Raw genomic sequence first — 24,226 nt, forward strand, 5'->3', positions numbered from 1 at the left:
CCAGGCGCTGGGCATGGTGCGTCCATCCTCCACCTTCCACATGGCGACATAGCTGATCCCCAGGGCGGAGCCGACCTCCTTGAGGGACAGACCGCGCTTCTCGCGCAGCGCCCGTATCCTCGCGGCCAGTTCCGGCCAGGGGCTGCGTTTCGTGCTCATGCCGCGTCTCCTTCGTCTGCTGCTGGTGCCGCCGCCGCGCGCGCCATGAAGCGCTCGAAGCTGGCCATGTCCGGGAAGCCGTAGGGGAGAACCTCGGTGCCAAGGTGAGGCTGCAGCACCTTGGCGACGCGCCGCAAGACGGCCGGGTCACGCTCCCCATCGAGATCCTTCGGCCACCACCCCTCGTACTCGGCCGCCGCGGCGACCTTCATGGCCTTCTGGATCGCCGCCCGCTGCTTGGGGGTCACGTCCCAGTTGCCGGTCTGCTTGGGCGCACCAGGCGGCAGCGCCTTCTCGGCTGCATGGGCGGCGAGCACTGCCCTCCGGAAGTAGCTGAAGCTCCCAGGGGCATCGCCGCCGAATGCGAGCTTCGACGCCGTCAACTCGCGGACAACCCGCTCAGCCGTGACCTCGCTGACGCCCTGGCTGAGCCAGTTGATGACCTCCCGGAAATTGTAGCCACCTGTGCCAGGGAAGCCCGCAATCCTCGCCAGCTTCTCCCCCAACACCGCTCCCCTTGCGGCCATCGCAGCAGCGGATTCAGGCTCCGGCCCTGGTGCCTCGCGCGCGGATAGTGATTCCCCTTCGGAGTCCTGAGGGGGTTGGTTAGGAGTTATCTTAAGGGGAGATATACCTACGCGCGCGTTGGAGCCCCGGTGGGCTTCTCCGTGGGATACGTTTTGGGTTTCGGTGGCTTTTCGGTGGGTATCGCCGTGGGATACGTTTTGGGTATCCGTGGGAATTGATTGGGTATCGGTGGGTTTCCCGTTTGGGTATCGGTGGGTTTCCGCTGTGTGAGCCACCGCCACCGTCCGATCTGACACGAGCCGCAACGCCGGCCGCGCGGGCGATCCATCTTTGCGAGGCCTCCCGCCCAGTTTGGCATTCGCACGCTGGGCGGCGAGCTTCCGCTCGCTGATGCCGTGGAACACCTCCACGCGATAGCGGCCGCCCTCGTCTCGGTGCAGCACCTCGGCATCCCAAAGCACCTTGCCAGCGGCATGCACTTCCGAGAGCAGGCACCCTGCCAGTTTGGCCATCGCCTCACGCGGCTCGGCGCCTTCCGGCAGCGGCAGCCAGCCGTCACCATCGGCAGCCAGGGCCAGCGACAGCCAGAGGCTGCGCGCCGCCAGCGGCAGCGCCCGCAGCGCGGCCTCCGAAGACAGCCGGGCTACCAAGGCCTGAGGGGAATTCGCGCGGGCCATCAGCCATCATCCTCTGGCAGGTCGAAGAAGGCTGTCGTCGTGTCCTCGAAGCCGACGGTCTGCTCGAAGGTCTTGCCCTGGCGGCTTTTCGGGCAGGAGATCAGGGCCTTGCCCTTCGCATCATCCCGCCGGATGCGCCATTCCGAATGGCGTAGCTGAAAGGCCGCATCGTCCTCGTTCAGCTTCCGGAGCGGCTCATTCCGCAGCAGGTAGTAGTGCTCGCGGTACAAGAACATGATGACGTCGGCGTCCTGCTCGATGGTCCCGGATTCACGCAGGTCCGACATCTGGAGGCGCTTCTCCTCGCGGCTGTCGACGCCACGGTTGACCTGGCTCAGGGCGACCACGGGCACTTTCAGATCCTTGGCCAGCCGCTTGATGGCCCGGGTGATCTCGCCGATCGCTTCCGTGCGGCTGGCGGCCTTCTTTCCACCGATCGAAGGCGGCTCGGCCAGCTGCAGGTAGTCGATGAAAATGGCGTCGAGGCCGCCAGCCCGCTGAAACTGCCTGGCGCGTGAACGGATAGCCGCGATGGAGGAGCCCGCCTGCTGGTCCCAGTGGATTCCCATTGCGCGGAGCCGCCGGGCAGCATCCTCGACTGCGATTTGATCCTTCCGGCTGCTCTTGAGGCTGCGTCGGCTCCCATCCTGGAACTCGATATAGCCGTCGATGATGAGCTCCGCCGGCAGCCCGGATTCCTGCGCGACCATGCGCTGGTATGTCTCGATCGCGTCCATTTCCAGGTTCGCGAAGTAAACTCGCTTTCCAGCGAGGCCGAGATTGCGCGCCATCGTCGCGCCAAGCGCGCTCTTACCAGCGCTGGATGGGGCCGCGATCACGTAAACCCGGGTCGGCCGCAGCCCACCGAGCCTCCGGTCCAGAGAGCGGATGCCAGTCGAGAGCCCGACTACCTCCCCGGGCTCGAGCCTCATTACCGCGGCAATGTGGCTCATGAACTGGTCATAGACCTGCGAATTGGTCAGCTGGTTCTCCGCGCCCGCTTGCTGCGCGCCCAGCTGAACCACGGACGTGTCGAGCCCATCCAGGATCTCGCGCGCGGTGGGCCCATGGGGGTCATAGGCCGCCGCCGCGGCCAACTCGCACGCCTCGATGGTCTCTCGCCGAAGCGCCATGTCGACCACGATGCCAGCGTATTCTCGGATGTTCACCGCGCCCACCGTCGCGCTCAGCAGCGTGGCGAGGTAGCGGGCGCCACCGACATCCTCCAGGCCCTGCTCCGCCTCGAACAGACCCTTCAAAGTGATCGCGTCGGCAGCCTTTCCGGCGCGGATGCGGTCAGCGATGGCTGCGTAGATCCGCGCGTGGGCGGCGTCGGCGAAGTGGTGGGCCTCCAGGATGTCGCCCACCCGGTCGAAGGCCCGGTTGTTCTGGAGAAGACCGCCCAGGACGGCCTGTTCGGCCTCCATACTGGCTGGCGGAAGGCGTAGCCCAAGCGTTGAGCCCGTAGGCTGGGAGGCATTTCCGAGAAGCGCGGCCCCAGGTCGCTGCTGCAGTGACATGCGATTGAAATTCCCCGAAATCCAAGCGCTTTTGTTGGACAGCCGAGGTCGTCGCGGCTAAGGTTTGAGCGCGCCATCCCCGTTGGCGCCCACGCTGGCGGCACCACTGCCGCCGGATCGAACGCCTCCGCCGGCCAGGGCGGGGGCGTTTTCGCTTCCGACCCCCAGACCATACGCACCGCCTCTGATCGTCACAAGGCGAATCTCGAAATGCTGTGCATTCCGTGTGTTAACTCGTGGTATTTCACATTGTAATGTGTTATTGTTTTCTCAAGCCCTGGTAGGCTGACCGCACCTAGATCGCAAAATCTTGTGCCTGGAAGGCGTACCAAGGGCCGGGGCGGGAAGTTTGCCCTCCACCACTCCTCCGTCACCCCATCGCGGGGTGGCGCGCTCAGCCGGCGGCGCGTCTCGCCGGCGAAGAGGACCGAATCATGAACTCCGATTCAATCCGTGACGTGCTGGAAACCAGCTCCTTCAACGGGGCCAACCTGGTCCTGCCCGGCACGCTCACGCGTTCGGAATACCAGGCGGTAAACAAGGCCATCGAGGCCGCTGGCGGCAAGTGGGATAAGAAGGCCCGGGCGCACGTCTTCCCGAGGGATGCGCGCCAGGCTCTGGCGCCGGTACTCGCCGGGAGCGACCTGACCAAGCCACCGTCCCGGAAGAAAGAGCTTCAAGCCTTCTTCTCACCGCCCGGCGTGGTGGAGCGCGTTATCTCCCGCGCCGCCATCGGCCGGAGGGATCTGGTGCTGGAGCCCTCTGCCGGCCACGGCGCCTTGGCGCTTGCCGCGCAGGCAGCCGGCGGCCGGGTCGAGTGTTGCGACATCGACAGCGACCACGTCGACGAGCTCCGCCGTCTCGGGCTCAACGCCAGGATCTACGACTTCCTGAAACTGGCCCCGAACCCCGCTTATGACCGGGTGGTGATGAACCCTCCGTTCCGCAACCTGCAGGACGTGGATCACGTCACCCATGCCCTCGGGTTTCTGAAGACCGGCTGCAGCCGCCTGGTGGCGGTGATGTCGCCAGGCTTCCAGTATCGGCAGACCAGGAAGGCGAAGGCCTTCAGAGAACTGCTGGCGAGCCGTAACAGCCTCGTGGAGACCTTGCCCGAGCAAAGCTTCAAGATCGCAGGCACCAGTGTTTCAACGCTGCTCGTGACCATCACGGGCTGAACTTCCGCCCGGCCTTGGCCGGGCGGCCCTCCGTCGCCCCGATGCGGGCGGCGCGCTCAGCCGGCGGCGCGTTTCGTCGGCGAAGAGGGAATACCCAATGAACACCGCAACCGCCCTGGGCGACGACATCGTCGTCTACCGAAGCGACCGGATGGTTGGCAGCAGGATGTCGCTGGACGACGCCCGCGCCAATCTCCGGAGCGGCCTGCCAGGCGTCCTGGCGAGCCATATCGCGGCCTTTCACCCCGGCGCCGTCGTCGAATTCTGGACGGCACAGGGCGGCCGCCGATGGGTCGCCAACCTCACAGCCGACCTGGAGGGCTCGCCTCTGGAGCATTTCCAGAAACGAGCCCGGCCGATCACCACCTACATCCCAGATGCACCATGCGGCGACTGCCGCGGCCCGGATCGCGAGGATATCGACCCCGACGACGATGACCCCGACGATGACGAGGATGGCCGCATGACTTTCTTCGATGTGCACATCAACGCGCAGGACATCATAGCCCCGCGCGCCATCCTCCGGATACGAGCCTACGACCATGACGACGCCAAGCGCCGCGTGCTCGAGAATTGGGGCGACTACGAGGAGGAGTGCTACGAGAACGCCATGGAGAGCGTCGAAATCCAATGCCAGGACGTCGAGTTCTCGGGTGACGAGGACATGATCGACGACATCCTCATGTCGGAGCACTGAAACGCCGCCGGGCCAGCCCCGGCGGCATAGCCGCCCCACTACCTGCCAAGGCGGCCCGTCGATACGGCAGGACAGGAGACAATCCATCTCCATCACAGAACCAGGCCTCTCCGGCCTGCAGAGCCTTCTTCCCGCCATCTGGGATGAGGCCATCGCCTGGGTCGCGCTCGCGGCCAGCCTTGGGATCGACATCGTCTTGCTGACGATCATCCCCTGGCTCCTGGGCCTGATCCGGTAACCATGTGCCCCTGGGACGCGCTAACGCTGCGTCCTAGGGGCACATTTCTATTTGCAATCCACATTTCAATGTGTTTTTGTCCGCTCCGTTCCCTGTAACCCCTGTGGTTGGAATCGGATATGGACCCCTCCACCTGCCGTGCCCTCGGCTTCCGCACCGATGGCATTTATGACCTCTCGCTGCTGGGCCTGCGGCCGGACGCCATCGAGCGCCGCCGAAGCTTCATCGGTGGCTCCGACGCCACGATTATTGCCAGCGGCGATGCCGAGAAGATCAACACGCTGGCGCGCTTCAAGCGCGGTCTGGAACCGGCGGTAGATCTCTCCGACCTCATCCACGTGATGCTGGGCAATGTCACTGAGCCCTTCATCCTGGCGTGGGCGGAGCGGCAGCTGGGCATTTCCATGTCGCGCCGCGGCGAGGAGGCGGTCCACGCCCGCTTCGACTTCCTCCGCTGTACGCTGGACAGCTGGACGACCTTCCAGGGGCGTCAGATGTCGGTCCAGGTCAAGCACGTGAATGCCTTCTCCAGCGAGGAGCAGGCGCTCGCCTACTATACCCCCCAGCTGCAGCACGAGCTGATGGTGACCCAGGCCGACGCCGCGCTGATGCTGGTCATGGTCGGCACCCTGAAGTTCGGCTGGGCCGTGGTCGAGCCTGACCCGGTGTTCCAGGCGCGCCTCCGCAATTCCGAGATGGCCTTCTGGCAGGCGGTCCGCGAAGGCCGGGACCCGGAAGTGGTCGTTCCGCAGCTCACCAAGGCCGAGAAGGCCGCCGGTCGCTTCGAGTTCGTCGACATGACGACCCACGCGGTCGGGAACGAGTGGGGCGATGCTGCCGCGCGCTTCCTGAAGCACAAGGAGGCGGCCGAGAGCTTCGAGAAGGCCAAGACCGACCTGAAGGCTCTGGTGCCGGCTACCGCGAAGCAGGCCACCGGCAGCGGCGTGAAGGTCACCGTCGACAAGAAGAACGCCATGAAGGTCGAGGCATTCCCGGCCCAGGTGGCGGCATGAGCGTCATGATCCGAACCGCCGCCGTCGAGGCCATGATCGGGCGCGCCGCCGCCCGCATGTCCGGTGCCGCTCAGGTGGCGCGTGAGCTGGGCAGCGACGCCATGGCCGCTGGCTACGAGAACAGTATGGCCTTCATCCAGGCCGAGATGGCGGCGCTGCTGGACAGCATCGCCCCTCTCGCCCGGACCACGGAGCTGCCCCTGCTCGCGGCGCCGGATGGCACGCCGGCCCACTCTGCGGACGCGGTCGCGCCTGGCTCCCGCAAGCCGCATGTGCGCACCGACGTCGGGAATGCCGGCTGCCACTGGCAGGACGGCGAGCGAGAGCAGCTGCGCGAGGGTTGGCTGGCTGGCAAGTCGATCCCCGCCCTGGGCGTCGAGCTGAAGCGCAGCGAGCGCGCCATCCTGCACGAGGCCACGAAGGTGCTGGGCCTTGAGCGCCGGCCCGGCGACCGCGAGGCCATGCGCGCCTTCCGCGCCAGGCTGGCCGAGCCTACAGCGGAGGCCGCCCATGGCTGAGGATACGCCCGCCCCTGCGCTTTCGCCTTTCCCTCGCCAGTCCGATGCCCAGCATCTGCTGCTGCCCGCACTGTTCGCGGCCAAGGCCAAGTTCCGCCCCGTGACCAAGCGCAACATCGCGATCGTCCAGGAAGCGGAAGGCCAGCGCAGCTACAACTATGCGGATCTGGCCGCCTACATCGACGCGGTCTCTGAGGCCCTGCTCGAGCAGGACATCCTGATCGAGCAGGAGCCACGCACGACGCCGGGCGGGCGGCACTTCATGTGCACCACGCTGCTCCACGTCTCTGGCCAGTGGAAGGCGTCCTACCTTCCCATGTACTCGGTCACCGACGCCAACCCCCATGTCGCTGGCAGCCGTCTCACCTATGCTCGCCGCCACGGGCTGGCCCTGATGCTGGGCCTGTCGGTGCGCGACGATGACGACGATGGCGCCACGGCCAGCGCCCTGGCGCGTGAAGAGCAGCCGCAGCGCGCTCGGCGCCAGGCCGCGCAGCAGCAGAAGGCGGCCGAGGAGGCGCCGGCAGCTTCGCCCCCTGCCCTGCGCGAGCCCCAGGGCATCAACGAGCAGATCGCCCGCATCAAGGAAGATCTGAAGGCCGCGTTCGCCGCCGGCGGCCGCGATGCGGCGGACATCGCTTGGCAGAAGCATGCCCGCTTCATCCTGGCCCAGTCCGATGATCTGCAGGAGATCATCAAGGACGGCTACCACGCGGTGGTCAACGATGATCCGCCGGTGCCGGAGGCCCTCGATGCCTCGTGATGCGCCCCTGCAGCGCGCGATGCTCGTGGACGAGGCCGATATCGAGGAGAGCCTCGCCTATCTGCGCGACACCGCCGTTGAGTTCGGCGCCCTGAAGTCGCGCAAGCTGGTGCTGGAGCTCAAGCTGAAACGGGCCCGCGCCGCGCGCGTCGCCGCCTCGCAAGCCTCTTCGACCGATCGCCGCGAGGCGGAGGGCTGGTCCTCCAGCAAGGTGGACGAGATCATCGAGGAATCCGCCCAGGCCGAGGCGCGTTTCACCGAGATCGGCGCCATGCGGCAGTACCACGAGCTGCGCATCGAGGTCTGGCGGAGCCTGAACGCCAACAATCGGCGGGGGAACATATGACCCCAATCGCCGACGTCATGCGCCGGGCCTGCGAGGCTGTGACCGGCCGCCACGACCTGCCCGATCCCCTGCCCCCGGATCTGTCCCGCTCCATGCGCACCGCCGTGACGCTCGGCGAGACCGCCGCGCTGGCTGGCACCGCGGGCGAACACTTCGACGCCGTCCTGGCCGCCGCGCGCGAGGCCTTCCGCCTTAAGGCCGCCGAGATGTCGCTGACCCAGGCCGCACAGGAGAGCCTATGAAGAAGCCCAATCCGAAGGCGAAGGTGGCGACGCCGGTTGCTGGTAGCATGCGCCAGACGGAGCCCACGCCAGAAGCCCCGCCGCCCGCGCCGGTCGCCGCCGAGCCGTCGAGCGCTGAGGCCGTGCTGGCCGCGATCCATCGGAACGCCACCCAGACCCAGAAGGTGCTGGAGTCCTACCAGGCCTTCAACGACGTGATGCTGGCCAAGCAGCCGGGAGCCCCGGAAGGCGCTCTCTGGGTGCAGCTGCCTGGCGCGCCGGCTTTCGAGGTCAGCATCACTCTGCCGGTCGATGTGCGAGGTCGCTTCTCCGAGCGTGAAGTGCAGCTGATCGAGGCCATGCTGGAGGACGTCACGCGCAACAGCATGCCGGTCATCGTTGAGCGTGTCCGTGACGACCTGAGGGGTGCGGTCGACGCCATGCTGCAGCAGGCCGGGCATCCGGTCGCGGGCAACGCCTGACCCATGGCCGCCGCCGGCCGCCGCGCCGCCTCTCCCGACGCCCCCACGAGCCCCGTCGTGCTGCTGTTCCAGCGCGCGGCCGAGACCATGCGGCGGCCGTCCACCTGCCAGTTTCCCCTGTGGGGAGACGAGGAACGCCCGGAGAAGCGCGAGTTCTGCGGCAAGCCCCTGCGGCCGATCGAGGCCGGCGGCGGCCCGTACTGCCCTGCCTGCGCGCGGCGTTGCTACACCGTCCGCGCCTTCATCACGCTGCCCAAGCTGCGGGACTACCGCCAGGTCACAGCCGAGAGCGGCCCCATCGGGGTCGATGGAAAGAAGGAAAATGCCTGATGGCTGAAAGCTCTGCCATCTCCTGGACCGACGCGACGTGGAACCCCTGGATCGGCTGCACTCGGATCTCGCCCGCCTGCGACCACTGCTATGCGGCCGACTGGGCGAAGCGGCACAAGAAGGAAGACCTCTGGGAAGGGCGGCTGCATCGCACCTCCGTCCAGACCTGGACTCTGCCCCGGCGCCTCGAGCGCCAGGCGGTGAAGGACGGACGTCGCATCCGGTGCTTCGTGGCCTCGCTCTCCGACTTCTTCGACAACCAGGCCGACCCGGCGTGGCGCGAGGAAGCCTGGGCCGTCATGCGCGCGACGCCGCATGTGGACTTCCTCGTGCTGACGAAGCGCGCCCAGAACATCGCCAAGATGCTGCCTCCCGACTGGGGGCAGGGCTACCCCAATGTCGCTCTCGGCACGACGGTCGAGAATCAGGCGGAGGCAGACAGGCGCGTGCCGCAGCTGCTGGCGGTGCCGGCCCGGCTGCGTTTCCTGTCGTGCGAGCCATTGCTGGGGCCGGTGACGCTCGACGGCTGGTTGCCCGGGGAAAACGGATGCCAGAGCTGCGATGACGGCGAAGGCTATGGCAACCGTTGCTCACGGGGGGATATTCCGCGGGAGGAGCAGTGCCCGTGGCGCTGGGCGGTCCAGACCGTCACCGAGCACGGGCCGATGGATGAGCACGGCTGCCCTGCCAGCGTCAGCTGCGAAATCCAGACCATCGACTGGGTGATCGTCGGCGGCGAAAGCGGTCCGCAGGCACGCCCGATGCACCTCGACTGGGCGCGCAGCCTTCGCGACCAATGCGCGGCTGCCGGCGTACCTTTCCACTTCAAGCAGTGGGGTACTTGGTCGCCCGCTGCCTGGAAGCCTGAGCGCCTCACCGCCATGAACGACGAGGAATACAAGGCCCACGCGACCGTATGCGGCGCGACCCATGTCCTGACCTACGGGACCGGTGTGCCGTCGTTCATCCGCGCCCTGGGCCATGCGCCCTGGAGCTGCGAGCGCGCTGACGAGGCGCCCGACGATCTCCGCCATCTGCCGCTGCAGCGCACCCATGAGCGGGCTCAGCAACTGCTCGATGGCGTCAGGCACCTCGCGGTGCCTTCCCTCAACCCGACCGGAGCCCCCCTCCCATGAGCGAAGCGACCACCCCTGCCGTCATCCAGTTGACGGAGCCCAAGGACATCATCCTCGACGCGAAGAAGCGCGAGGATTTCTACAAGCAGATCACGGCGACCATCGCCGGCCAGGATGCCGATCTCGCCACCGAGAAGGGGCGGAAGGCCGTGGCCTCACTCGCGCACCAGGTCGCCAAGGCCAAGGTGGCCGTGGACAACGCTGGCAAGGCGCTGACCGAGGACGCCCGGAAGCAGGTCCAGGCCATCAACACCGACCGCAACGCGGTCGTCGCCAAGCTGGAGGATCTGCAGAAGCTCGCCCGCCGTCCTCTGGACGAGTGGGAGGCCGCGGCGGCCAAGCGCAAGGCCGAGCGGGAGAGCATCCTCACGCAGCTCGCCCAGGCCACCCAGGTCGGTGCGCTGGATACTGCCGAGGTCCTGCGCCGCCGGCTGGCGATCGTCGAGGGCATCGGCCTGGACGCCACTGTCCTCGAGGATGCGACCGCTTTCGCCTCGAAGCTGAAGCAGGACGCTATCGACACGCTGACCGTCGCTATCACGCGCGCCGAAGCAGCCGAGAAGGCCCAGGCCGAGCTGGAGGAGCTGCGCCGCGTCCAGGCCGAGCGCGATGCGGCTGACCGGCAGCGGGAGCAGGAGGCGGCCGCCCAGGCCGCCGAAGCCGAGCGCCTGCGCGTGGAGCAGGAGCGTGAGGAGCTGGCCAAGCTGCGGCGGGCCGATGAGGAGCGGAAGGCCGCCGAGGCCGCCAATGCGCCGCCGGTGGCCGACGCGAAGCCCGGTTCTGAGCCGCCGGCCGCCGCGCCGGCTCCTAGTGTGGCGCCTCCTATCGCGGGCTGCTACGCGCCGGGCTTCGCGTCGGCCTATGTGCGCCCGCAGGCCCCGATCCCCCTGCCCCCGGCCAGCGGCCTCGGCGCCGTCGGCACGCTCGACCTGTCCGCACCGATCGCGGCCGAGATGGCGGAGACCGCCGCCAGGGCCCTGCAGCGCGAGGTGGGATTCAGCCCCGCCGCATGCCTGCGGGTCGTCACCCTCATCCGGGACGGGAAGATCCCGCACCTGACCTTCGGCTGATGGCTGCTCTGTTCCCAGACCTGCCGCACGACGCCGGCGCCGATGGCGCGAGCCCCGCAGTGCAGCGGCTCGCCGGGCGCTCGCCCAACAAGGCCGCGCGCGAGCGTCGCCATGCTGACGGCGTCGATGGCGACTTCTTCCGCACCCCGGCCATCGCCACCCGCGCGCTGCTGGAGCGGGAGGTGTTCCCGCGTGGCATCTGGGAGCCCGCCTGTGGTGATGGCGCCATCAGCCAGGTGCTGGAGGCCCTGGGCCACGACGTCATCAGCACCGACCTCTTCGCCCGCGGCTACGGCGTGGCGGGATGGGACTTCCTGCAGCAGCGGGCCCTGCCGCACGGCGTGGAGGCCATCATCACGAACCCGCCCTTCAAGCTGGGCACCAGGTTCGTCCAGCACGCGCTCGGCCTGGGCGCCAGGAAGATCGCCATGCTGTGCCGCGTCGCCTTCCTGGAAGGCCAGGAGCGCCGCGACACCATCTTCGCCCACCAGCAGCTGAGCCGGGTCTGGATCTTCTCCAGCCGGATCACGCTCTGGCGGGGCGACGACCCCAATCCCCAGGAGAAGGGCGGCGCCATGGCGTTTGCCTGGTTCGTCCTGGAGCGACACCACCACGGTGGGACCGTGGGCTTCATCTGACCATCAACCGAAAGCCAGCCCCCATGAACGCTACCACCCCGAGCCTCTCCCTCCTGGAAGCCCAGGCCCTGGCCTCCAACATGGCCCACCCCCGGGTCACGAAGGAGCACATCGAGGCCCAGATCATGACGGTCGACTATATCTACGAGGGCCAGCTCACGATCTGCATCATCTCGATGAAGAACGGCTTCAGGCTCGTCGGCAAATCCGCGCCCGCCGATCCGGCCAACTTCAATGCCGAGGTGGGTCAGCGCTACGCCTACGAGGACGCCTTCCGGCAGGCCTGGCCCTTGGAGGGCTACCTTCTCTGCACCGTTCTGCAGACCCAGAAGGAAGCTGGCCAGTGAACCGCCAGCAGCGCCGCGCCGCCTCCACGAAGCGCCGCACCGCCGAGAATCGCACCGACACGCTGGCCAGGCAGGTCGCGGAGATCATGCAGGCTGCCAATGTCCCCGATGAGGGCCGGATCGCCGTCATGGTCTCCCTGCTCTCCGCCCTGGTCCGTGCCCGCTCTGGCTCCCTGACGCAGCGCTGGGAGATGCTGGAAATGGTGACGAAGGCCCTGAGCGAAGCGGTGCTGGCGCCCGAGGAACAGAGCGATGAGCCTCTCGCAGCCTGACAGCGCGACACTGGCCCGGCTCGATCCCGAGGTTCGCAAGGCCCTCGAGATCGACTTCGCCTGGCGGCAGCATCGCGAGGAGACCGGCACCAAGCTCTATGGGCGGACGGGGCGCGCCCTGTTCGACCGGATCTGCGGTGAACAGAACTGGCGCTGCTGCCATTGCGGGTTCCGCACCAACCTCGACGTGCCCGGGCGTCAGCCGACACGCGAGCACATCATCCCCCGCTCCCTCGGCGGGCCGAACACCTACGACAACCTCGCGCTCGCCTGCGCCCGGTGCAATGGCGAGCGTGGGTCGAACATGGACTGGCAGAAGCAATGAGAGCCCAGACCCAGCGAAAGCCCAACGCCGCGCCGCCGGTCGAGCCCATAGGCACGCACATGACGCGCGAGGCCGCGGCCGCATACTTCGCCTCGCTCGGCTTCACGCATATCACCGTGGCCTCACTGCACGCGCTGGCGTCCAAGCCGGCGGCCGATGGCCCGCGCTACTTCAGGTTCGGCCGGCTGACCTATTATTCGAAAGCGAGCCTGGACAGCTGGCTTCAAGGGCAGATCGAGAAGGCCGAGCAGAAGGCGGCCGAGAAGAATGCGCCTAAGAAGCGGGACCGGGCGGCTTAGCGGCCCAGGTGGCACGCCGCGCCAACGGCACATCCTTCAGCGGCTCATTCAGGCCCCAGGCCTCTGGTAAGGGCAGTTTCGTCTGTCTCGCGACCGCTTCGCCGAGAACCTCGGCCCATTTCTCCATCGCCGCCACGCGGCGATCCCACAGCTCCGACCGCTGATAGATACCCACGACGCCCGGCAAGGTTGCAGACGAGGCGTGGTTCAGGATCTTGTCGGCCACCACCACCTCGATGCCAGCATCCGCCATAGCCGTGGCGACGGAGCGGCGGAGGTCGTGAAGATGGCCCTCCTTCACCTTGCCTGTGGCAACCAGTGCCGCCTTGAGCGCAGGCCAGCCAGTGAACGGCTTCCCTGACCGCCCAGCGAAAACCAGCGGCGATACCTCCTGCTCGTCAGGCCTCTTGCTGGGCCCGGCCAGGCGCGGCGATATCGTGGCAATCAGGGCGACTGCAGGTGAGCTGAGGGGGACAAGGTGCTCGCGCCTGGCCTTTGTGCTGGTGGGCGGCTGAGCCCAATGGGGCCCCAGGGTGCTGCTGGTCAGGCGGAGATGCTCCCACAGCACGCGCGCGGCCTCATTCTCGCGGCATCCGGTGATGATCATCAGCCGAGCCAGGGCGCCGGGCCGACCGAATGCGCCGCAGGCCACCCACAGCGAGGCCACCTCCTCAACCGACCAGTGCTGCCACCGCTTGGTAGGCTTGCCCGGCAGCTCGAACTTCGTCGGCCATCGCGCGGGTGAGGCCCAGGCCCGGGTCTCCAGATTGATGTGCTTGGCGATGCGCACGATCGCCGCCCGGATGTTGTTCGCCGCGCTCCATGAGCCCTGGCGGTCCAGGAGGGCCTGAAGCTCCGAGCCGGCGTCATACTCGGAGATCGCCAATGCTCCGAAGGTGGGGCGCAGGAGCCGCGCCTCGATCAGGAGCATCTCCTTCTCGTGTCGGGCCAGCTCGCCGCCGGCGATCTTCGTGTCCCGCTCCTGCTCGGTGCGGGAACGCCAGCTGTCCAGGAGAGTGCTGATGGGAATCGCGGCGGCCAGGCGCTTCGCCTCGGCATCGGCTTCGTCCTGGCGCCGCTTCTTCTCGGCCGCCAGCTCGTACTTTTCCTCTTCGCCCAGGTCCCGGCCCTTGGCGGCGGCGCGTCGAATATCCTCCGCCTGCTCGCGGGCCAGCTCGGGGTGCAGCTCTGGGTAGGATCCCAGGGTCTGGAACCGCTGCTTGCCTTCTCCGCGGACACGGAACTTCACGATGTAGGAGATGCCTCGGCCGAGCCTGACCCCGAATCCGGGGGTCTTATCGTCCCAGAAGATCTCCCTGGCATCGCCCGGCCGCTTCAGCAGCTCCTCGAGGGTGCGGACGCCGATTCTCATTTCCAAGGCCCCCGGGCTACCACTGGCTACCAATTGGCTACCACGCGGGGCCGAAAATCGGCAAACCCTGGACAGCCTCGGACGATCCTGGAAAGTCCCGAACGCCGCTAAGTGGCTGATATTTGAAGGGGAAATGGTGCCGACTCGGGGAATTGAACCCCGGACCTACTGATTACGAATCAGTTGCTCTACCCCTGAGCTAAGTCGGCTCACGCGGCGGCCTTCTACCGCCCCCGCGCCCGGGCCGCAACCGCCCCCCGGCGAGAATTTCGGATCAGAATTTTCCATTCTTCGGGAAGCCGTGCGGCAAGGCCTTGCCCGCACCCGCCCGATTGCCGCGCCAGGGCGTCAGATCGGCCTCGGTACGGGTGCGCCCGCCCTGCTGCTGCCAGGACAGGCCGTCGGCCGCCAGGAACACCTTCGCATCCATCAGCCCGCCGTCCTTGTAGCTCTGCAGCTGCACGCCACGGCCGCGGCCCAGCACCGGCACCTGCTCCAGCGGGAAGACCAGCAGCTTGCGGTTCTCGCCCACCACGGCCACCACATCGCCGCGCGCGGGCACGCAGGCGATGGCACGGGCCGCGCCCTCCAGGTTCATCACCTGCTTGCCGGTGCGCTTCTCGGCCATCAGCTCCTCGCTCTCGACGACGAAGCCCTTGCCGTCGCTGGCGGCCAGCAGATAGCGCCCATCGGCCTTGAACAGCGCGATCGGCGCGTCCTCATTGGCCATGTCCACCATCAGGCGCAGCGGCTGGCCGTCGCCACGCCCGCGCGGAATGGTATCGGCCTTCAGCGTGAAGGCACGCCCCGCCGAGGTGAACACCACCACCCGGTCCACCGTCTCGGCATGCAGGGCGAAGGCCAGGCTGTCGCCCTCCTTGAAGCGAAGCTCGGCATCGGCAGGCAGATGGCCCTTCTGCGCGCGCAGCCAGCCCTTCTCGGAGAGGATGATCGTGATCGGCTCGCGCTCGACGAAGGCCATCTCGTCCACCACCACGGTGGGCGCGGCACCCTCGACGGTCGTGCGGCGGGGCTCGTCGAACTTGGCCGCCGTCTCGCCGATCTCCTTGGCCAGCGCCGCCCAGCGCTTGCTCTCGCTGCCCAGCAGCGCCTCCAGGCCACGCTTCTCCTTGCTCAGCTTATCGTGCTCGCGCCGGATCTCCATCTCCTCGAGCTTGCGCAAGGAGCGCAGGCGCATGTTGAGGATGGCCTCGGCCTGCACCTCGGTCAGGCTGAAGGTCCGCATCAGCGCGGCGCGGGGCTCGTCCTCCTCGCGCACGATGCGGATCACCTCATCGAGGTTGAGGTAGACGATCAGGTAGCCTTCGAGGATCTCCAGCCGGCGCGCGATCGCGGCCAGGCGGTGGTCGCTGCGCCTGACCAGCACCTCATGCCGGTGGTCCAGCCAGCAGCGCAGCGCCTCGCGCAGGCCCATTACGCGCGGGGTGCGCGTCGCGTCCAGCACGTTCATGTTCATGGAGAACCGGCTTTCGAGCGAGGTCGCCCGGAAGATCGTCTCCATCAGCACGGCGGGCTCGACGTTGCGGTTCTTGGGCTCCAGCACCACGCGGATCACGTCGGTGCTCTCGTCGCGCACATCGCCCAGCAGGGGCAGCTTCTTCTCGTCCAGCAGCAGGGCCATCTGCTCGATCAGGCGGGCCTTCTGGATCTGATACGGGATCTCGGTGACCACGACCTGCCAGGTGCCGTTCTTGCCCTTCTCCACCTCCCAGCGGGCGCGGGTGCGGAAACTGCCGCGGCCGGTCTCATAGGCCTCGCGGATCGTCTCCGGGCTTTCCATCAGCACGCCGCCGGTGGGGAAGTCGGGCCCCTGGACATGGGCCATCAGGTCCGCGTTCGGGTCCTCGATCAGCGCGATGGCGGCCCGGCACAGCTCGGCCGCATTGTGCGGCGGGATGTTGGTCGCCATGCCGACCGCGATGCCCGAGGCGCCATTGGCCAGCAGGTTCGGGAAGGCCGCCGGCAGCACCATCGGCTCCCGGTCCTCGCCATCATAGGTGGCGCGGAAATCGACCGTGTCTTCCTCGATATTGGCCAGCATGGCGGCGGCCACGGCGGTCAGCCGGCTTTCGGTGTATCGCATGGCGGCGGCGTTATCGCCGTCGATATTGCCGAAATTGCCCTGGCCCTCGACCAGCGGATAACGCGAGGCGAAATCCTGCGCGAGCCGCACCAGCGCCTCATAGATCGAGGCATCGCCATGCGGGTGGAACTTGCCCATCACGTCGCCGACCACGCGGGCGCATTTCTTGAAGCCGCTGCCGGGGTCGAGCTTCAGCTGCTGCATGGCCCACAGCACGCGCCGGTGCACGGGCTTCATGCCGTCGCGCACATCCGGTAGCGACCGCGCCGTGATGGTGGACAGCGCATAGGCGAGGTAGCGCTCGGACAGCGCCTCGGCGAGCGTGGTATCGGCGGTGGCGCCGCCGGTCAGGTCATCGGGCATGGCGTGATTCGTGAAATGTTCCTGTCGGTGGGGGTACACCAGCCGGCGCCCGCAGGCCAGTGCGACATTGTTATTTGCGACTCATTCGCATTTGCATTAAAACGACGCCATCGCAGACGGAGGTTCCCATGCGTTGCGCTCCGCTTTCGCCCTTCCTGCTGATGCGGCCCACCCTCCAGAAGATCGAACAGGCCAAGCCCGATGACGCCACAACCGACCGAACCCACGCTCGAAACCCTGGGGCCGGACGCGCTGTTCACCGTGGGCGTGCTGCGCGCCTGGGTGGCGCCGCTGATGCAGCCGGGAAAGGCGAACCCGGACTGGCGCGACATCTGCCGGATGATCCATCTGTGCAGCGAGGGCATCCGCGCCTTCGACCGCATGATGGCGCTGCTGACCAACCACGCCCGGCGCCCCATCGAGGTGCGTTGCTGCGACTGCCCGCAGGTGGGCATCGATGAGCGGCACATGCTGCGCCTGATCGGCGCGCTGCAGATCGGCGACCGGGTGGAGGCGCTGGAGGTGCTGGTCGGCTGGATGCCCACCCAGATCGCGCAGATCGCGCTGCTCTATGCGGCGGGCTTCGCGGATTCGGTGGCCGAGGCCGGTCTGCGCCTGCCGCCGCCGATCATGCGGCCCGCGATCGGTGTGACGCTTCACTGAACCCGGGCGCCAGCCGGCCATGTGGGCCCGGTCACATGGCCCGGCCACATGGAATGTCCGACAAGGCACGTTAGCCAGAACTTATCGCCACCCCCTTGCTTCAAATAGCCCTGGCCATGCCGCGCCGCAGCATGCTCAGATGAACGAGGACAAGCCAGCAGGCCCGCAAACGGGTTGCGCACACGGCCATACGGAACTGTATCCGAAGGGCTGTGCCAGAGTGACGAAACTGATCGCCGATCGCCTGGAGGGGGTGAAACCCTCCGCATCCGGCAAGGCTTCCCAGCGTGCGCGCGAGTTGCTGGCCGCGGGAATCGACGTGATCTCCCTTGCCACCGGCGAACCCGATTTCGACACGCCCGAACACGTGATCGAGGCCGCGATCGCGGCCATGCGCGCGGGCGACACGCGCTACACCAGCGTCGGCGGCACGCCCGCCCTGCTGCGCGCCGTGCGCACCAAGTTCCAGCGCGACAACGCCATCGACTACGCGCCCAACGAGGTGATGTGCGCCCCCGGCACCAAGAACCTGATCTTCCTGGCGCTGATGGCCACCCTGAACGAGGGCGACGAGGTGATCGTGCCCGCGCCGCACTGGGTCTCCTACACCGACATGACCAGGCTGGTCGGCGGCAACCCGGTGGTCGTGCCGTGCTCGCACAACAACGGCTACAAGCTGGACGGCGCGAGCCTGGAGGCCGCCATCACCCCGCGTACCCGCTGGCTGATGCTGAATACCCCCAGCAACCCCACGGGCGCCGTCTACACGCCCGAGGATCTGCTGGAGATCGCCGAGGTGCTGCGCCGCCATCCGCAGGTGATGCTGATGTCGGACGAGATCTACGAGCACATCCTGTTCGATGGCGTGAAGTTCCACAGCTTCGCGGCCGTGGCGCCCGACCTGAAGGAGCGCACGCTGACGCTCTCGGGCGTGTCCAAGGGCTATGCCATGACCGGCTGGCGCGTGGGCTTCGCCGGCGGCACCGCGCCGCTGATCGCCGCCATGAAGGAAGTGCTGTCGCAGAGCAGCGGCAGCCTGTGCTCCATCAGCCAGGCGGCCTCGGTGGCAGCTCTTGAGGGGCCGCAGGATTACCTGGCGGAACGCTCGGCCTCCTTCCAGGCGCGGCGCGACCGGCTGATCCCGCTGCTGGATGCCATCCCCGGCCTGCGCTGCCACCGGCCGCAGGGTGCCTTCTACCTATTCGTGGAATGCGGCGGGCTGTTCGGCCTGCGCACGCCCGCCGGCACCGTGCTGGAGAAGGATGCCGATGTCGCGGCCTTCTTCCTGGATGAAGCGCGCGTGGTGGTGGTGGCCGGTGCCGCCTACGGCCTGTCGCCGCATGTGCGGCTGTCCATCGCGACCTCGATGGAGAAGCTGGAGGAAGCAGCCGCCCGCATGGCGGCCGCCGTGGCGAAATTGTCGCCCGCGATGGCGGCATGAGCGCCACGGCGCTCCCTCAGCCGCGCGGCATCGCCTGGCCGGGCCGGAGCAGCTACGTCTCGCTGGCCATGCTGCTGCCGGGGCTGGCCTTTCTGTTCGCCTTCCTGGTGCTGCCGTCGCTGGTGCTGCTGGCCAACGGCTTCATGACGCAGCACCAGACCGGCGAGGTGGCGCCGCCCTTCACGCTCGCGAATTTCGACCGGCTGCTGTTCAGCCCCGCCTATCAGCGCACGCTGCTGCTGACGCTGAAGGTGGCCTTCGTCACTTCCTTCGTCACCGTGGTGCTGGCCTATCCGCTGGCGATGGCCATCGCCTATGCCAAGCCTTGGTTCAGCCGGCTGGTGATGGTGCTGGTCGTCGCCCCGCTGGTCGTCAGCGTGCTGGTGCGCAGCTATGGCTGGCAGCTGCTGCTGGGCAACAGCCGCACCGGGGTGCTGAACTGGCTGCTGGAGGCGGTGGGCTTCGGCGTGACCCCGGTGAAGATCATGTTCACCGAATGGGCGGTGGTGGTCGCCTCGGTGCATGTGTTCCTGCCGCTGATGGTGCTGCCGCTCGCCACCTCCCTCACGCGGATCAACCCCGCCGTGATCGAGGCCGCGCGCATGCTGGGCGCAGCCCCCTGGCGCGCCTTCCTGCGCGTCACGCTGCCGCTCAGCATCCCGGGCCTGACGGCGGGCATCAGCGTGGTGTTCTCGCTCACGGCCGCGTCCTACATCACGCCCGCCATGCTGGGCGGCACGCGGGGCGCCATGCTGGGCAACCTGCTCGAACAGCAGGTGACCACCGCCTATGACTGGGCCATGGGCGGGGCCATCGCCTTCGTCATGGTCGCCATCGCGCTGGGCGCCAATATCGGCGCGACCTGGCTGATCGAATACCGGCAACGCGCACGGCTGCGCGCCTCGGGGGCACGCTGATGCGCGGGCGGCTTTCCACCTCGGGCGCCGTGCTGGTCTACGGCTTCGGCGCGCTGATCCTGCTGTTCATCCTGGCGCCGCTGCTGGTGGTGATCTCGCTGTCGGTCAGCCAGGCGCCCTTCGCGACCTTCCCGCCACGCGGCTTCACCTTCGACTGGTTCGGCCGGGTGATCGCGGATGAGGAGTTCCGGCACGCCTTCATGGTCAGCGTGGTGCTGGCGGTGGCGGCCACCGCCGCCTCCTTCGCATTGGGCCTGCCGGCCGCCTATGCGCTGAACCGCTGGAAGGTGCCCGGGGCGGCGGCGATGGAAGCCATCCTGCTCTCGCCGCAGATCTTCCCGATCCTGATCACCGGCCTCGCTCTGCTGCAATTCATGGCCAGCCGCGGGCTGCGCGATGCGGAGATGAACCTGTTCATCGGCCATGTGCTGATCACCCTGCCCTATCTGGTGCGCACCATCACCGCCAGCCTGAAGCTGGTGGACCGCACGCTGGAGGAAGCGGCCCGCACCCTTGGCGCGCCCCCCTGGCGCGTGTTCTGGCTGGTGACGGTGCCGCAGATCATCCCCGGGATCGCGGCCGGCTGCCTGTTCTCCTTCATGATCTCCTTCGACGACTTCCCCATCTCCCTTTGGCTGGCCGATGCGCAGACGGTGCCGCTGCCGATCTTCCTGCATTCCAGCATGTCCCGAGTCTTCGACCCGTCCATCGCCGCCATGTCCACGCTCATGATCCTGACGGGCGCGCTGGCGGTGATCGGCCTGGAAAAGCTCGTGGGCCTGCGCCGCGCCATGGGCATCTGACCTTCATGAGAGAAGCACACATGACCGAACACTCATTGTCCCGCCGCACGCTTGCTCTCGGTGCGTTGGCCGCCCCCACGGTGGTGGTGAAGAATGCCTGGGCGCAGGGAAAGTCGCTCTATGTCGGCACTTATTCCGGCGTGCAGGGCGAATACATCCGCCGCAGCGTGATCCCGCGCTTCCAGTCCGATTTCGGCTGCCGCGTGTTCCAGCGTGAGGGCGTGACGCTGGGCCAGATCGCCATCCTGCGCACGGAAAAGGCCCGGCCTACCTATTCCGTCATGATGATGGACGACCTCGGCATCCCCATCGCCAAGACCGAGGGGCTGATCGACAAGTTGCCGGCCGACAAGATCCCGAACCTGGCCAAGGTGTTCCCGAACTTCCGCTACGCCGAGGATTACGGCGCGGCCTTCGCCATCTCGGTCGTGACGCCCTTCACCAACACCTCCGTCCCCCCGCTCGAAAGCTTCGCCCAGCTGTGGGATGCGCGCTTCCGCGGCCGCTTCATCATGATCAGCCCGCGCCTGACGCAGAGCGTTCACCTGTTGGCCATTGCGACCTCCATGGTGACCGGCAAGCCGGTGCTGGAGGCGCAGTACGAGATGGACAAGGGCTGGGCCAAGATGGCCGAGCTGAAGCCCAATGTGCAGACGCTGTACGACAACACCGGCGCCACCATCCTGCAGGTCAGCCAGGGCCAGGCCGATGTGGCGGGGCCGGAATTCTCCAAGGGGCTGGTGCCCTACATCATGCGCGGCGCGCCGGTGGTGCAGAGCCGCCCGAGCGAGGGCTCCTTCGCGGGCGTGAATTGCGTGACGCTGGTGAAGAACGCGCCCGAGCCTGAACTCGGCGCCGCCTTCATCGACCGCATCCTGTCGCCGGCCGTGCAGAAAGGCATGGCCGAGGCCACCTATGCCGCGCCGTCGGTCAGCGACATCCAGCTCTCGGCCGAGGTGTCCAACCTGGTGCCCTATCCCGAGAGCCGCATGCGCGACCTGCGCCTGTATGTGCTGGACTGGGCGCATATCAACCCGCTGCGCCCGGCCATCCTGGAGCGCTTCAACCAGGTGTTCGGCAGCTGAGCATGGCCAAGCCCGTCGACCTGGCGCTGTCCGGCCTGAGCAAGCATTACGGCCGCAACGTCGCGGTGGAGGGCGTGACCCTGCGCATCGCGGCGGGGGAGCTGGTGGCCCTGCTCGGTCCCTCGGGCTGCGGCAAGACCACCACGCTGCGCATGGTCGCGGGTCTGGTGGAACCCTCCGCCGGCGAGATCCTGATCGGCGGCATGCAGGTGACCAAGGTGCCGGTGCACAAGCGCAACATCGGCATGCTGTTCCAGAACTACGCGCTGTTCCCGCACCTCTCGATCGCGCAGAACGTGGCCTTCGGCTTGCAGATGCGCGGCGTGGGCAAGGCCGAGACCGCGAAGCGCGTGGCCGATGCCCTGGCCCTGGTGCAGCTAGGCAGTTTCGCCGATCGGCTGCCGGCGGCACTCTCGGGCGGGCAGCAGCAGCGCGTGGCACTCGCCCGCGCCCTGGTGATCGAGCCGAGCCTGCTGCTGCTGGACGAGCCGCTGGGCGCGCTGGACAAGAACCTGCGCGAAAGCATGCAGGTGGAGCTGCGCCAGATCCAGCGGCGCCTGGGCATCACCGCCGTCCTGGTCACCCATGACCAGGAGGAGGCGATGACGCTGGCCGACCGCATCGTGATCATGCGCGACGGCAAGCTGGAACAGGTGGGCACCCCCGAGGAAATCTACAGCCAGCCCGCCACCCGCTTCGTCGCGGGCTTCATCGGCGCAGCCAACTTCCTGAAGGGCACCGTGGCGTCCCGCGGGGCGGAGGGGCTGGCCATCGCCCTGCCGGGCGGCGGGCGGCTTCTGCTGCCGACGGAGACCCAGGAAGCGCCGCTGGTCGCGGTCCGGCCGGAGGCCATCGCCATCGGCCCCGCCGATGGTCCGCTGCCCGGGAACGGCACGCCGGCCACTGTCGAGCAGGTGGTCTATCGCGGCCAGATGACCCATCTCTACATGCGACTGGATGATGGGGAGCCGCTGCTGGCCTATCTGGCCAATCGCGACGGCGCCGCACCGGATGGCGCCGGCATGCGCGTGGGCGAACGCGTGATGGCCCACTGGCCAGCTTCCGCCAACAAGGTGGTACGCGACAACTGAGCACGAAAAAGGGGGCCTTTCGGCCCCCTTTCCAGTTCCGGGCTTTGGCCTCGATTACTCGGCGGCCGCCAGCTCTTCCGGCGTCACGGTCTTCTCTTCGACCTTGGCCAGTTCCAGCATGAAGTCCACCACCTTCTCCTCGAAGATGGGGCTGCGCAGGTTGTTGATGGCGTCCGGGTTCTTGGTGAAGAACTCGATCACCTGGCGCTCCTGGCCCGGGTAGCGCTGGGCCTCGGCCATCATGGCGCGGTTCAGCTCTTCCGGGGTGACCTGGATGTTGTTGGTGCGGCCGATCTCGGCCAGCAGCAGGCCCAGGCGGATGCGGCGCTCGGCGATCTTGCGATAGTCGGCCCGCAGCGTCTCCTCGTCCTTGCCCTTGTCGTCGGCATCCAGGCGGTCGGCCTTCATGTCGGCTTCCACGCGCGGCCAGATCTGGCCGAACTCGGCCTCCACCAGGCCCTCGGGCACCTCGAAGCTCGCCTGCTCGGCCAGCGCGTCCAGCAGGGCGCGCTTCACCTTGGCGCGGGCCATGCCGTCGTACTCGTTCTGCAGGACGTTGTTGATCGTCTCGTTCAGCTTCTCGAGGCTCTCGAGGCCGAGCTTCTTCGCCAGCTCATCGTCCACCGCGGGCTTGGTGTAGACCTTCAGGGTCTTGGCGGTGATCGTGAAGTCGGCGGTCTTACCGGCCAGATCCTTGGCCTGGTAGTCCTCGGGGAAGGGCACGGTGATCACGCGGGTCTCGCCCGGGACCATGCCTTCCATCTGCTCGGAGAAGCCGGGGATGAAGCCGGGGCCCGCGATCTCGACCGGCATGTCGGTGCCCGTGCCGCCCTCGAAGGCCACGTCGCCGATCTTGCCCATGAAGTCCACGATCAGGACTTCACCCTTGGCAGCGGCGCGGGCCTCGGTTTCCTCGAGCGAGGAGTTGCGGCGGGAGATGTTCTCGATGGCCTTGGCCACCTCGGCCTCGCCCGGGGTCGCCTTCAGGCGCGTCAGGCTGATGGCGGAGAAGTCGGGCATCGGCACTTCCGGCAGCACTTCCATGCTGATCTCGAAAGACAGGTCCTCGCCTTCCTTGAATTCCTTCAGGTCGATCTTGGGCTGGGTGGCCGGGCGCAGGCTGCGCTCGGTCAGCAGCTTGTCGGTCGCTTCCTGGATGGAGGCGTCCAGCACTTCGCCGGTCACGGCCTTGCCGTAGCGGCTGGCGACGAGAGAGGCGGGCACCTTGCCGGGGCGGAAGCCCGGCACCTTCAGGTCGCGGCCCAGCTCGGCCAGCTTCTTGTCCTTCTGCGCCGCGAGGGTGGCGGCAGGCACCACCACGCTATAGGACCGCTTCAGCCCCTCGTTCGACAGTTCCGTCACGTTCATCGCGCGCAAACCTTCAAAATCTCTGCCCTATCAAGGGCTGTGTGTCCGGCCTGTGGTGCGGGCGGAGGGACTTGAACCCCCACGACTTTCGCCACCAGAACCTAAATCTGGCGTGTCTGCCAATTCCACCACGCCCGCCCTTCGGTGCCGTTACGGCAGCCGCAAGACTGGCCACAGATGCTCCATCAAGGCCCGGGCGTGTAAACCATGGGGCGCCTTACGCCAAGTGCGAGAGGGCCGGAAAAGCCCGCACTGGCGCCAT

27 protein-coding genes, 2 tRNA genes and 1 pseudogene are annotated in these 24,226 nt (G+C 67.6%); 22 read left to right on the forward strand and 8 right to left on the reverse strand.

Annotated features, from left to right (window positions below):
* From EOD42_RS26650 to EOD42_RS14395, 3 genes and pseudogenes are all read right to left on the reverse strand, one after another.
* Positions 1–159 (reverse strand): annotated as a pseudogene (locus EOD42_RS26650) (helix-turn-helix domain-containing protein); the annotation flags it as partial.
* Complete coding sequence (locus tag EOD42_RS14390; protein WP_127788229.1) at positions 156–1,364, reverse strand: hypothetical protein; 1,209 nt, start codon at positions 1,362–1,364, stop codon at positions 156–158. The pseudogene EOD42_RS26650 and the gene EOD42_RS14390, both read right to left, overlap by 4 nt.
* Positions 1,364–2,791 carry a replicative DNA helicase gene (locus EOD42_RS14395; RefSeq protein ID WP_164867946.1) on the reverse strand — a complete coding sequence of 476 codons (1,428 nt, stop codon included), beginning with the start codon at positions 2,789–2,791 and terminating at the stop codon, positions 1,364–1,366. Before EOD42_RS14395 ends, EOD42_RS14390 begins: the two co-directional genes overlap by 1 nt.
* A gap of 527 nt (positions 2,792–3,318) precedes the next feature.
* On the opposite strand from EOD42_RS14395, the gene EOD42_RS14400 reads away from it, so the two are divergent.
* The 16 genes from EOD42_RS14400 to EOD42_RS14475 all read left to right on the forward strand — a co-directional run bounded on the left by EOD42_RS14400 (position 3,319) and on the right by EOD42_RS14475 (position 12,757).
* Positions 3,319–4,062 (forward strand): methyltransferase, encoded by a 744-nt coding sequence (locus tag EOD42_RS14400; protein ID WP_127788231.1) that lies wholly within the window; start codon positions 3,319–3,321, stop codon positions 4,060–4,062.
* 97 nt (positions 4,063–4,159) lie between these two features.
* Positions 4,160–4,759, forward strand: coding sequence for a hypothetical protein (locus EOD42_RS14405; protein ID WP_127788232.1), 600 nt, complete (start codon positions 4,160–4,162; stop codon positions 4,757–4,759).
* Between the two features lie 357 nt (positions 4,760–5,116).
* A complete protein-coding gene (locus EOD42_RS14410) occupies positions 5,117–6,010 on the forward strand; it encodes a YqaJ viral recombinase family protein (RefSeq protein WP_127788233.1) in 894 nt (297 codons plus the stop codon).
* On the forward strand, positions 6,007–6,528 hold the full coding sequence (locus EOD42_RS14415; protein WP_127788234.1) for a hypothetical protein: 522 nt from the start codon (positions 6,007–6,009) through the stop codon (positions 6,526–6,528). The genes EOD42_RS14410 and EOD42_RS14415 overlap by 4 nt, the downstream gene beginning before the upstream one ends.
* Entirely contained in the window at positions 6,521–7,291 is a 771-nt protein-coding gene (locus EOD42_RS14420; RefSeq protein ID WP_127788235.1) for an ERF family protein, read from the forward strand. Before EOD42_RS14415 ends, EOD42_RS14420 begins: the two co-directional genes overlap by 8 nt.
* Positions 7,281–7,637 carry a hypothetical protein gene (locus EOD42_RS14425; protein WP_127788236.1) on the forward strand — a complete coding sequence of 119 codons (357 nt, stop codon included), beginning with the start codon at positions 7,281–7,283 and terminating at the stop codon, positions 7,635–7,637. The genes EOD42_RS14420 and EOD42_RS14425 overlap by 11 nt, the downstream gene beginning before the upstream one ends.
* Positions 7,634–7,879, forward strand: coding sequence for a hypothetical protein (locus EOD42_RS14430; protein ID WP_127788237.1), 246 nt, complete (start codon positions 7,634–7,636; stop codon positions 7,877–7,879). Before EOD42_RS14425 ends, EOD42_RS14430 begins: the two co-directional genes overlap by 4 nt.
* Positions 7,876–8,340, forward strand: a complete 465-nt coding sequence (locus tag EOD42_RS14435) for a hypothetical protein (protein ID WP_127788238.1) — start codon at positions 7,876–7,878, stop codon at positions 8,338–8,340. The genes EOD42_RS14430 and EOD42_RS14435 overlap by 4 nt, the downstream gene beginning before the upstream one ends.
* A gap of 3 nt (positions 8,341–8,343) precedes the next feature.
* Positions 8,344–8,670: a hypothetical protein gene (locus EOD42_RS14440; RefSeq protein WP_127788239.1), complete on the forward strand. Its 327-nt coding sequence runs from the start codon at positions 8,344–8,346 to the stop codon at positions 8,668–8,670.
* Positions 8,670–9,806, forward strand: coding sequence for a DUF5131 family protein (locus tag EOD42_RS14445; RefSeq protein WP_127788240.1), 1,137 nt, complete (start codon positions 8,670–8,672; stop codon positions 9,804–9,806). Before EOD42_RS14440 ends, EOD42_RS14445 begins: the two co-directional genes overlap by 1 nt.
* On the forward strand, positions 9,803–10,876 hold the full coding sequence (locus tag EOD42_RS14450; protein ID WP_127788241.1) for a hypothetical protein: 1,074 nt from the start codon (positions 9,803–9,805) through the stop codon (positions 10,874–10,876). Before EOD42_RS14445 ends, EOD42_RS14450 begins: the two co-directional genes overlap by 4 nt.
* Positions 10,876–11,514, forward strand: coding sequence for a TRM11 family methyltransferase (locus EOD42_RS14455; protein WP_127788242.1), 639 nt, complete (start codon positions 10,876–10,878; stop codon positions 11,512–11,514). The genes EOD42_RS14450 and EOD42_RS14455 overlap by 1 nt, the downstream gene beginning before the upstream one ends.
* A 23-nt stretch (positions 11,515–11,537) precedes the next feature.
* Positions 11,538–11,861, forward strand: coding sequence for a Gp49 family protein (locus tag EOD42_RS14460; RefSeq protein WP_206020357.1), 324 nt, complete (start codon positions 11,538–11,540; stop codon positions 11,859–11,861).
* Positions 11,858–12,133 carry a hypothetical protein gene (locus tag EOD42_RS14465; protein ID WP_127788243.1) on the forward strand — a complete coding sequence of 92 codons (276 nt, stop codon included), beginning with the start codon at positions 11,858–11,860 and terminating at the stop codon, positions 12,131–12,133. Before EOD42_RS14460 ends, EOD42_RS14465 begins: the two co-directional genes overlap by 4 nt.
* Positions 12,114–12,458: an HNH endonuclease gene (locus EOD42_RS14470; RefSeq protein WP_127788244.1), complete on the forward strand. Its 345-nt coding sequence runs from the start codon at positions 12,114–12,116 to the stop codon at positions 12,456–12,458. Before EOD42_RS14465 ends, EOD42_RS14470 begins: the two co-directional genes overlap by 20 nt.
* 59 nt (positions 12,459–12,517) lie before the next feature.
* Positions 12,518–12,757 (forward strand): hypothetical protein, encoded by a 240-nt coding sequence (locus EOD42_RS14475; protein WP_127788245.1) that lies wholly within the window; start codon positions 12,518–12,520, stop codon positions 12,755–12,757.
* Here the strand turns inward: EOD42_RS14475 and EOD42_RS14480 are convergent.
* The 3 genes from EOD42_RS14480 to parC form a co-directional block, all read right to left on the reverse strand.
* A complete protein-coding gene (locus tag EOD42_RS14480; protein WP_127788246.1) occupies positions 12,732–14,129 on the reverse strand; it encodes a tyrosine-type recombinase/integrase in 1,398 nt (465 codons plus the stop codon). The genes EOD42_RS14475 and EOD42_RS14480 overlap by 26 nt on opposite strands.
* A 134-nt stretch (positions 14,130–14,263) precedes the next feature.
* A tRNA-Thr gene (locus tag EOD42_RS14485) sits at positions 14,264–14,338 on the reverse strand.
* Positions 14,339–14,403: 65 nt separating this feature from the next.
* Positions 14,404–16,596 (reverse strand): DNA topoisomerase IV subunit A, encoded by a 2,193-nt coding sequence (parC, locus tag EOD42_RS14490; protein WP_127788247.1) that lies wholly within the window; start codon positions 16,594–16,596, stop codon positions 14,404–14,406.
* Between the two features lie 201 nt (positions 16,597–16,797).
* On the opposite strand from parC, the gene EOD42_RS14495 reads away from it, so the two are divergent.
* The 6 genes from EOD42_RS14495 (at position 16,798) to EOD42_RS14520 (ending at position 22,596) form a co-directional block, all read left to right on the forward strand.
* Entirely contained in the window at positions 16,798–17,259 is a 462-nt protein-coding gene (locus EOD42_RS14495; RefSeq protein WP_127788248.1) for a hypothetical protein, read from the forward strand.
* A gap of 220 nt (positions 17,260–17,479) precedes the next feature.
* Positions 17,480–18,700, forward strand: a complete 1,221-nt coding sequence (locus EOD42_RS14500) for a pyridoxal phosphate-dependent aminotransferase (protein ID WP_240655163.1) — start codon at positions 17,480–17,482, stop codon at positions 18,698–18,700.
* Entirely contained in the window at positions 18,697–19,617 is a 921-nt protein-coding gene (locus tag EOD42_RS14505; protein ID WP_127788250.1) for an ABC transporter permease, read from the forward strand. The genes EOD42_RS14500 and EOD42_RS14505 overlap by 4 nt, the downstream gene beginning before the upstream one ends.
* The gene (locus EOD42_RS14510) at positions 19,617–20,420 is read left to right on the forward strand and encodes an ABC transporter permease (RefSeq protein ID WP_127788251.1); all 804 of its coding nucleotides are present in this window, start codon (positions 19,617–19,619) and stop codon (positions 20,418–20,420) included. Before EOD42_RS14505 ends, EOD42_RS14510 begins: the two co-directional genes overlap by 1 nt.
* 20 nt (positions 20,421–20,440) lie before the next feature.
* The gene (locus EOD42_RS14515; RefSeq protein WP_127788252.1) at positions 20,441–21,505 is read left to right on the forward strand and encodes an extracellular solute-binding protein; all 1,065 of its coding nucleotides are present in this window, start codon (positions 20,441–20,443) and stop codon (positions 21,503–21,505) included.
* 2 nt (positions 21,506–21,507) lie between these two features.
* Complete coding sequence (locus tag EOD42_RS14520) at positions 21,508–22,596, forward strand: ABC transporter ATP-binding protein (RefSeq protein WP_127788253.1); 1,089 nt, start codon at positions 21,508–21,510, stop codon at positions 22,594–22,596.
* 54 nt (positions 22,597–22,650) lie between these two features.
* On the opposite strand, the gene tig is transcribed toward EOD42_RS14520, so the two are convergent.
* Entirely contained in the window at positions 22,651–23,964 is a 1,314-nt protein-coding gene (gene tig / locus EOD42_RS14525) for a trigger factor (RefSeq protein WP_127788254.1), read from the reverse strand.
* A gap of 53 nt (positions 23,965–24,017) precedes the next feature.
* A tRNA-Leu gene (locus tag EOD42_RS14530) sits at positions 24,018–24,102 on the reverse strand.
* Positions 24,103–24,226 lie beyond the last annotated feature (124 nt).

This window comes from Rhodovarius crocodyli (assembly GCF_004005855.1).
Taxonomy (GTDB): Bacteria; Pseudomonadota; Alphaproteobacteria; order Acetobacterales; family Acetobacteraceae; genus Rhodovarius; species Rhodovarius crocodyli.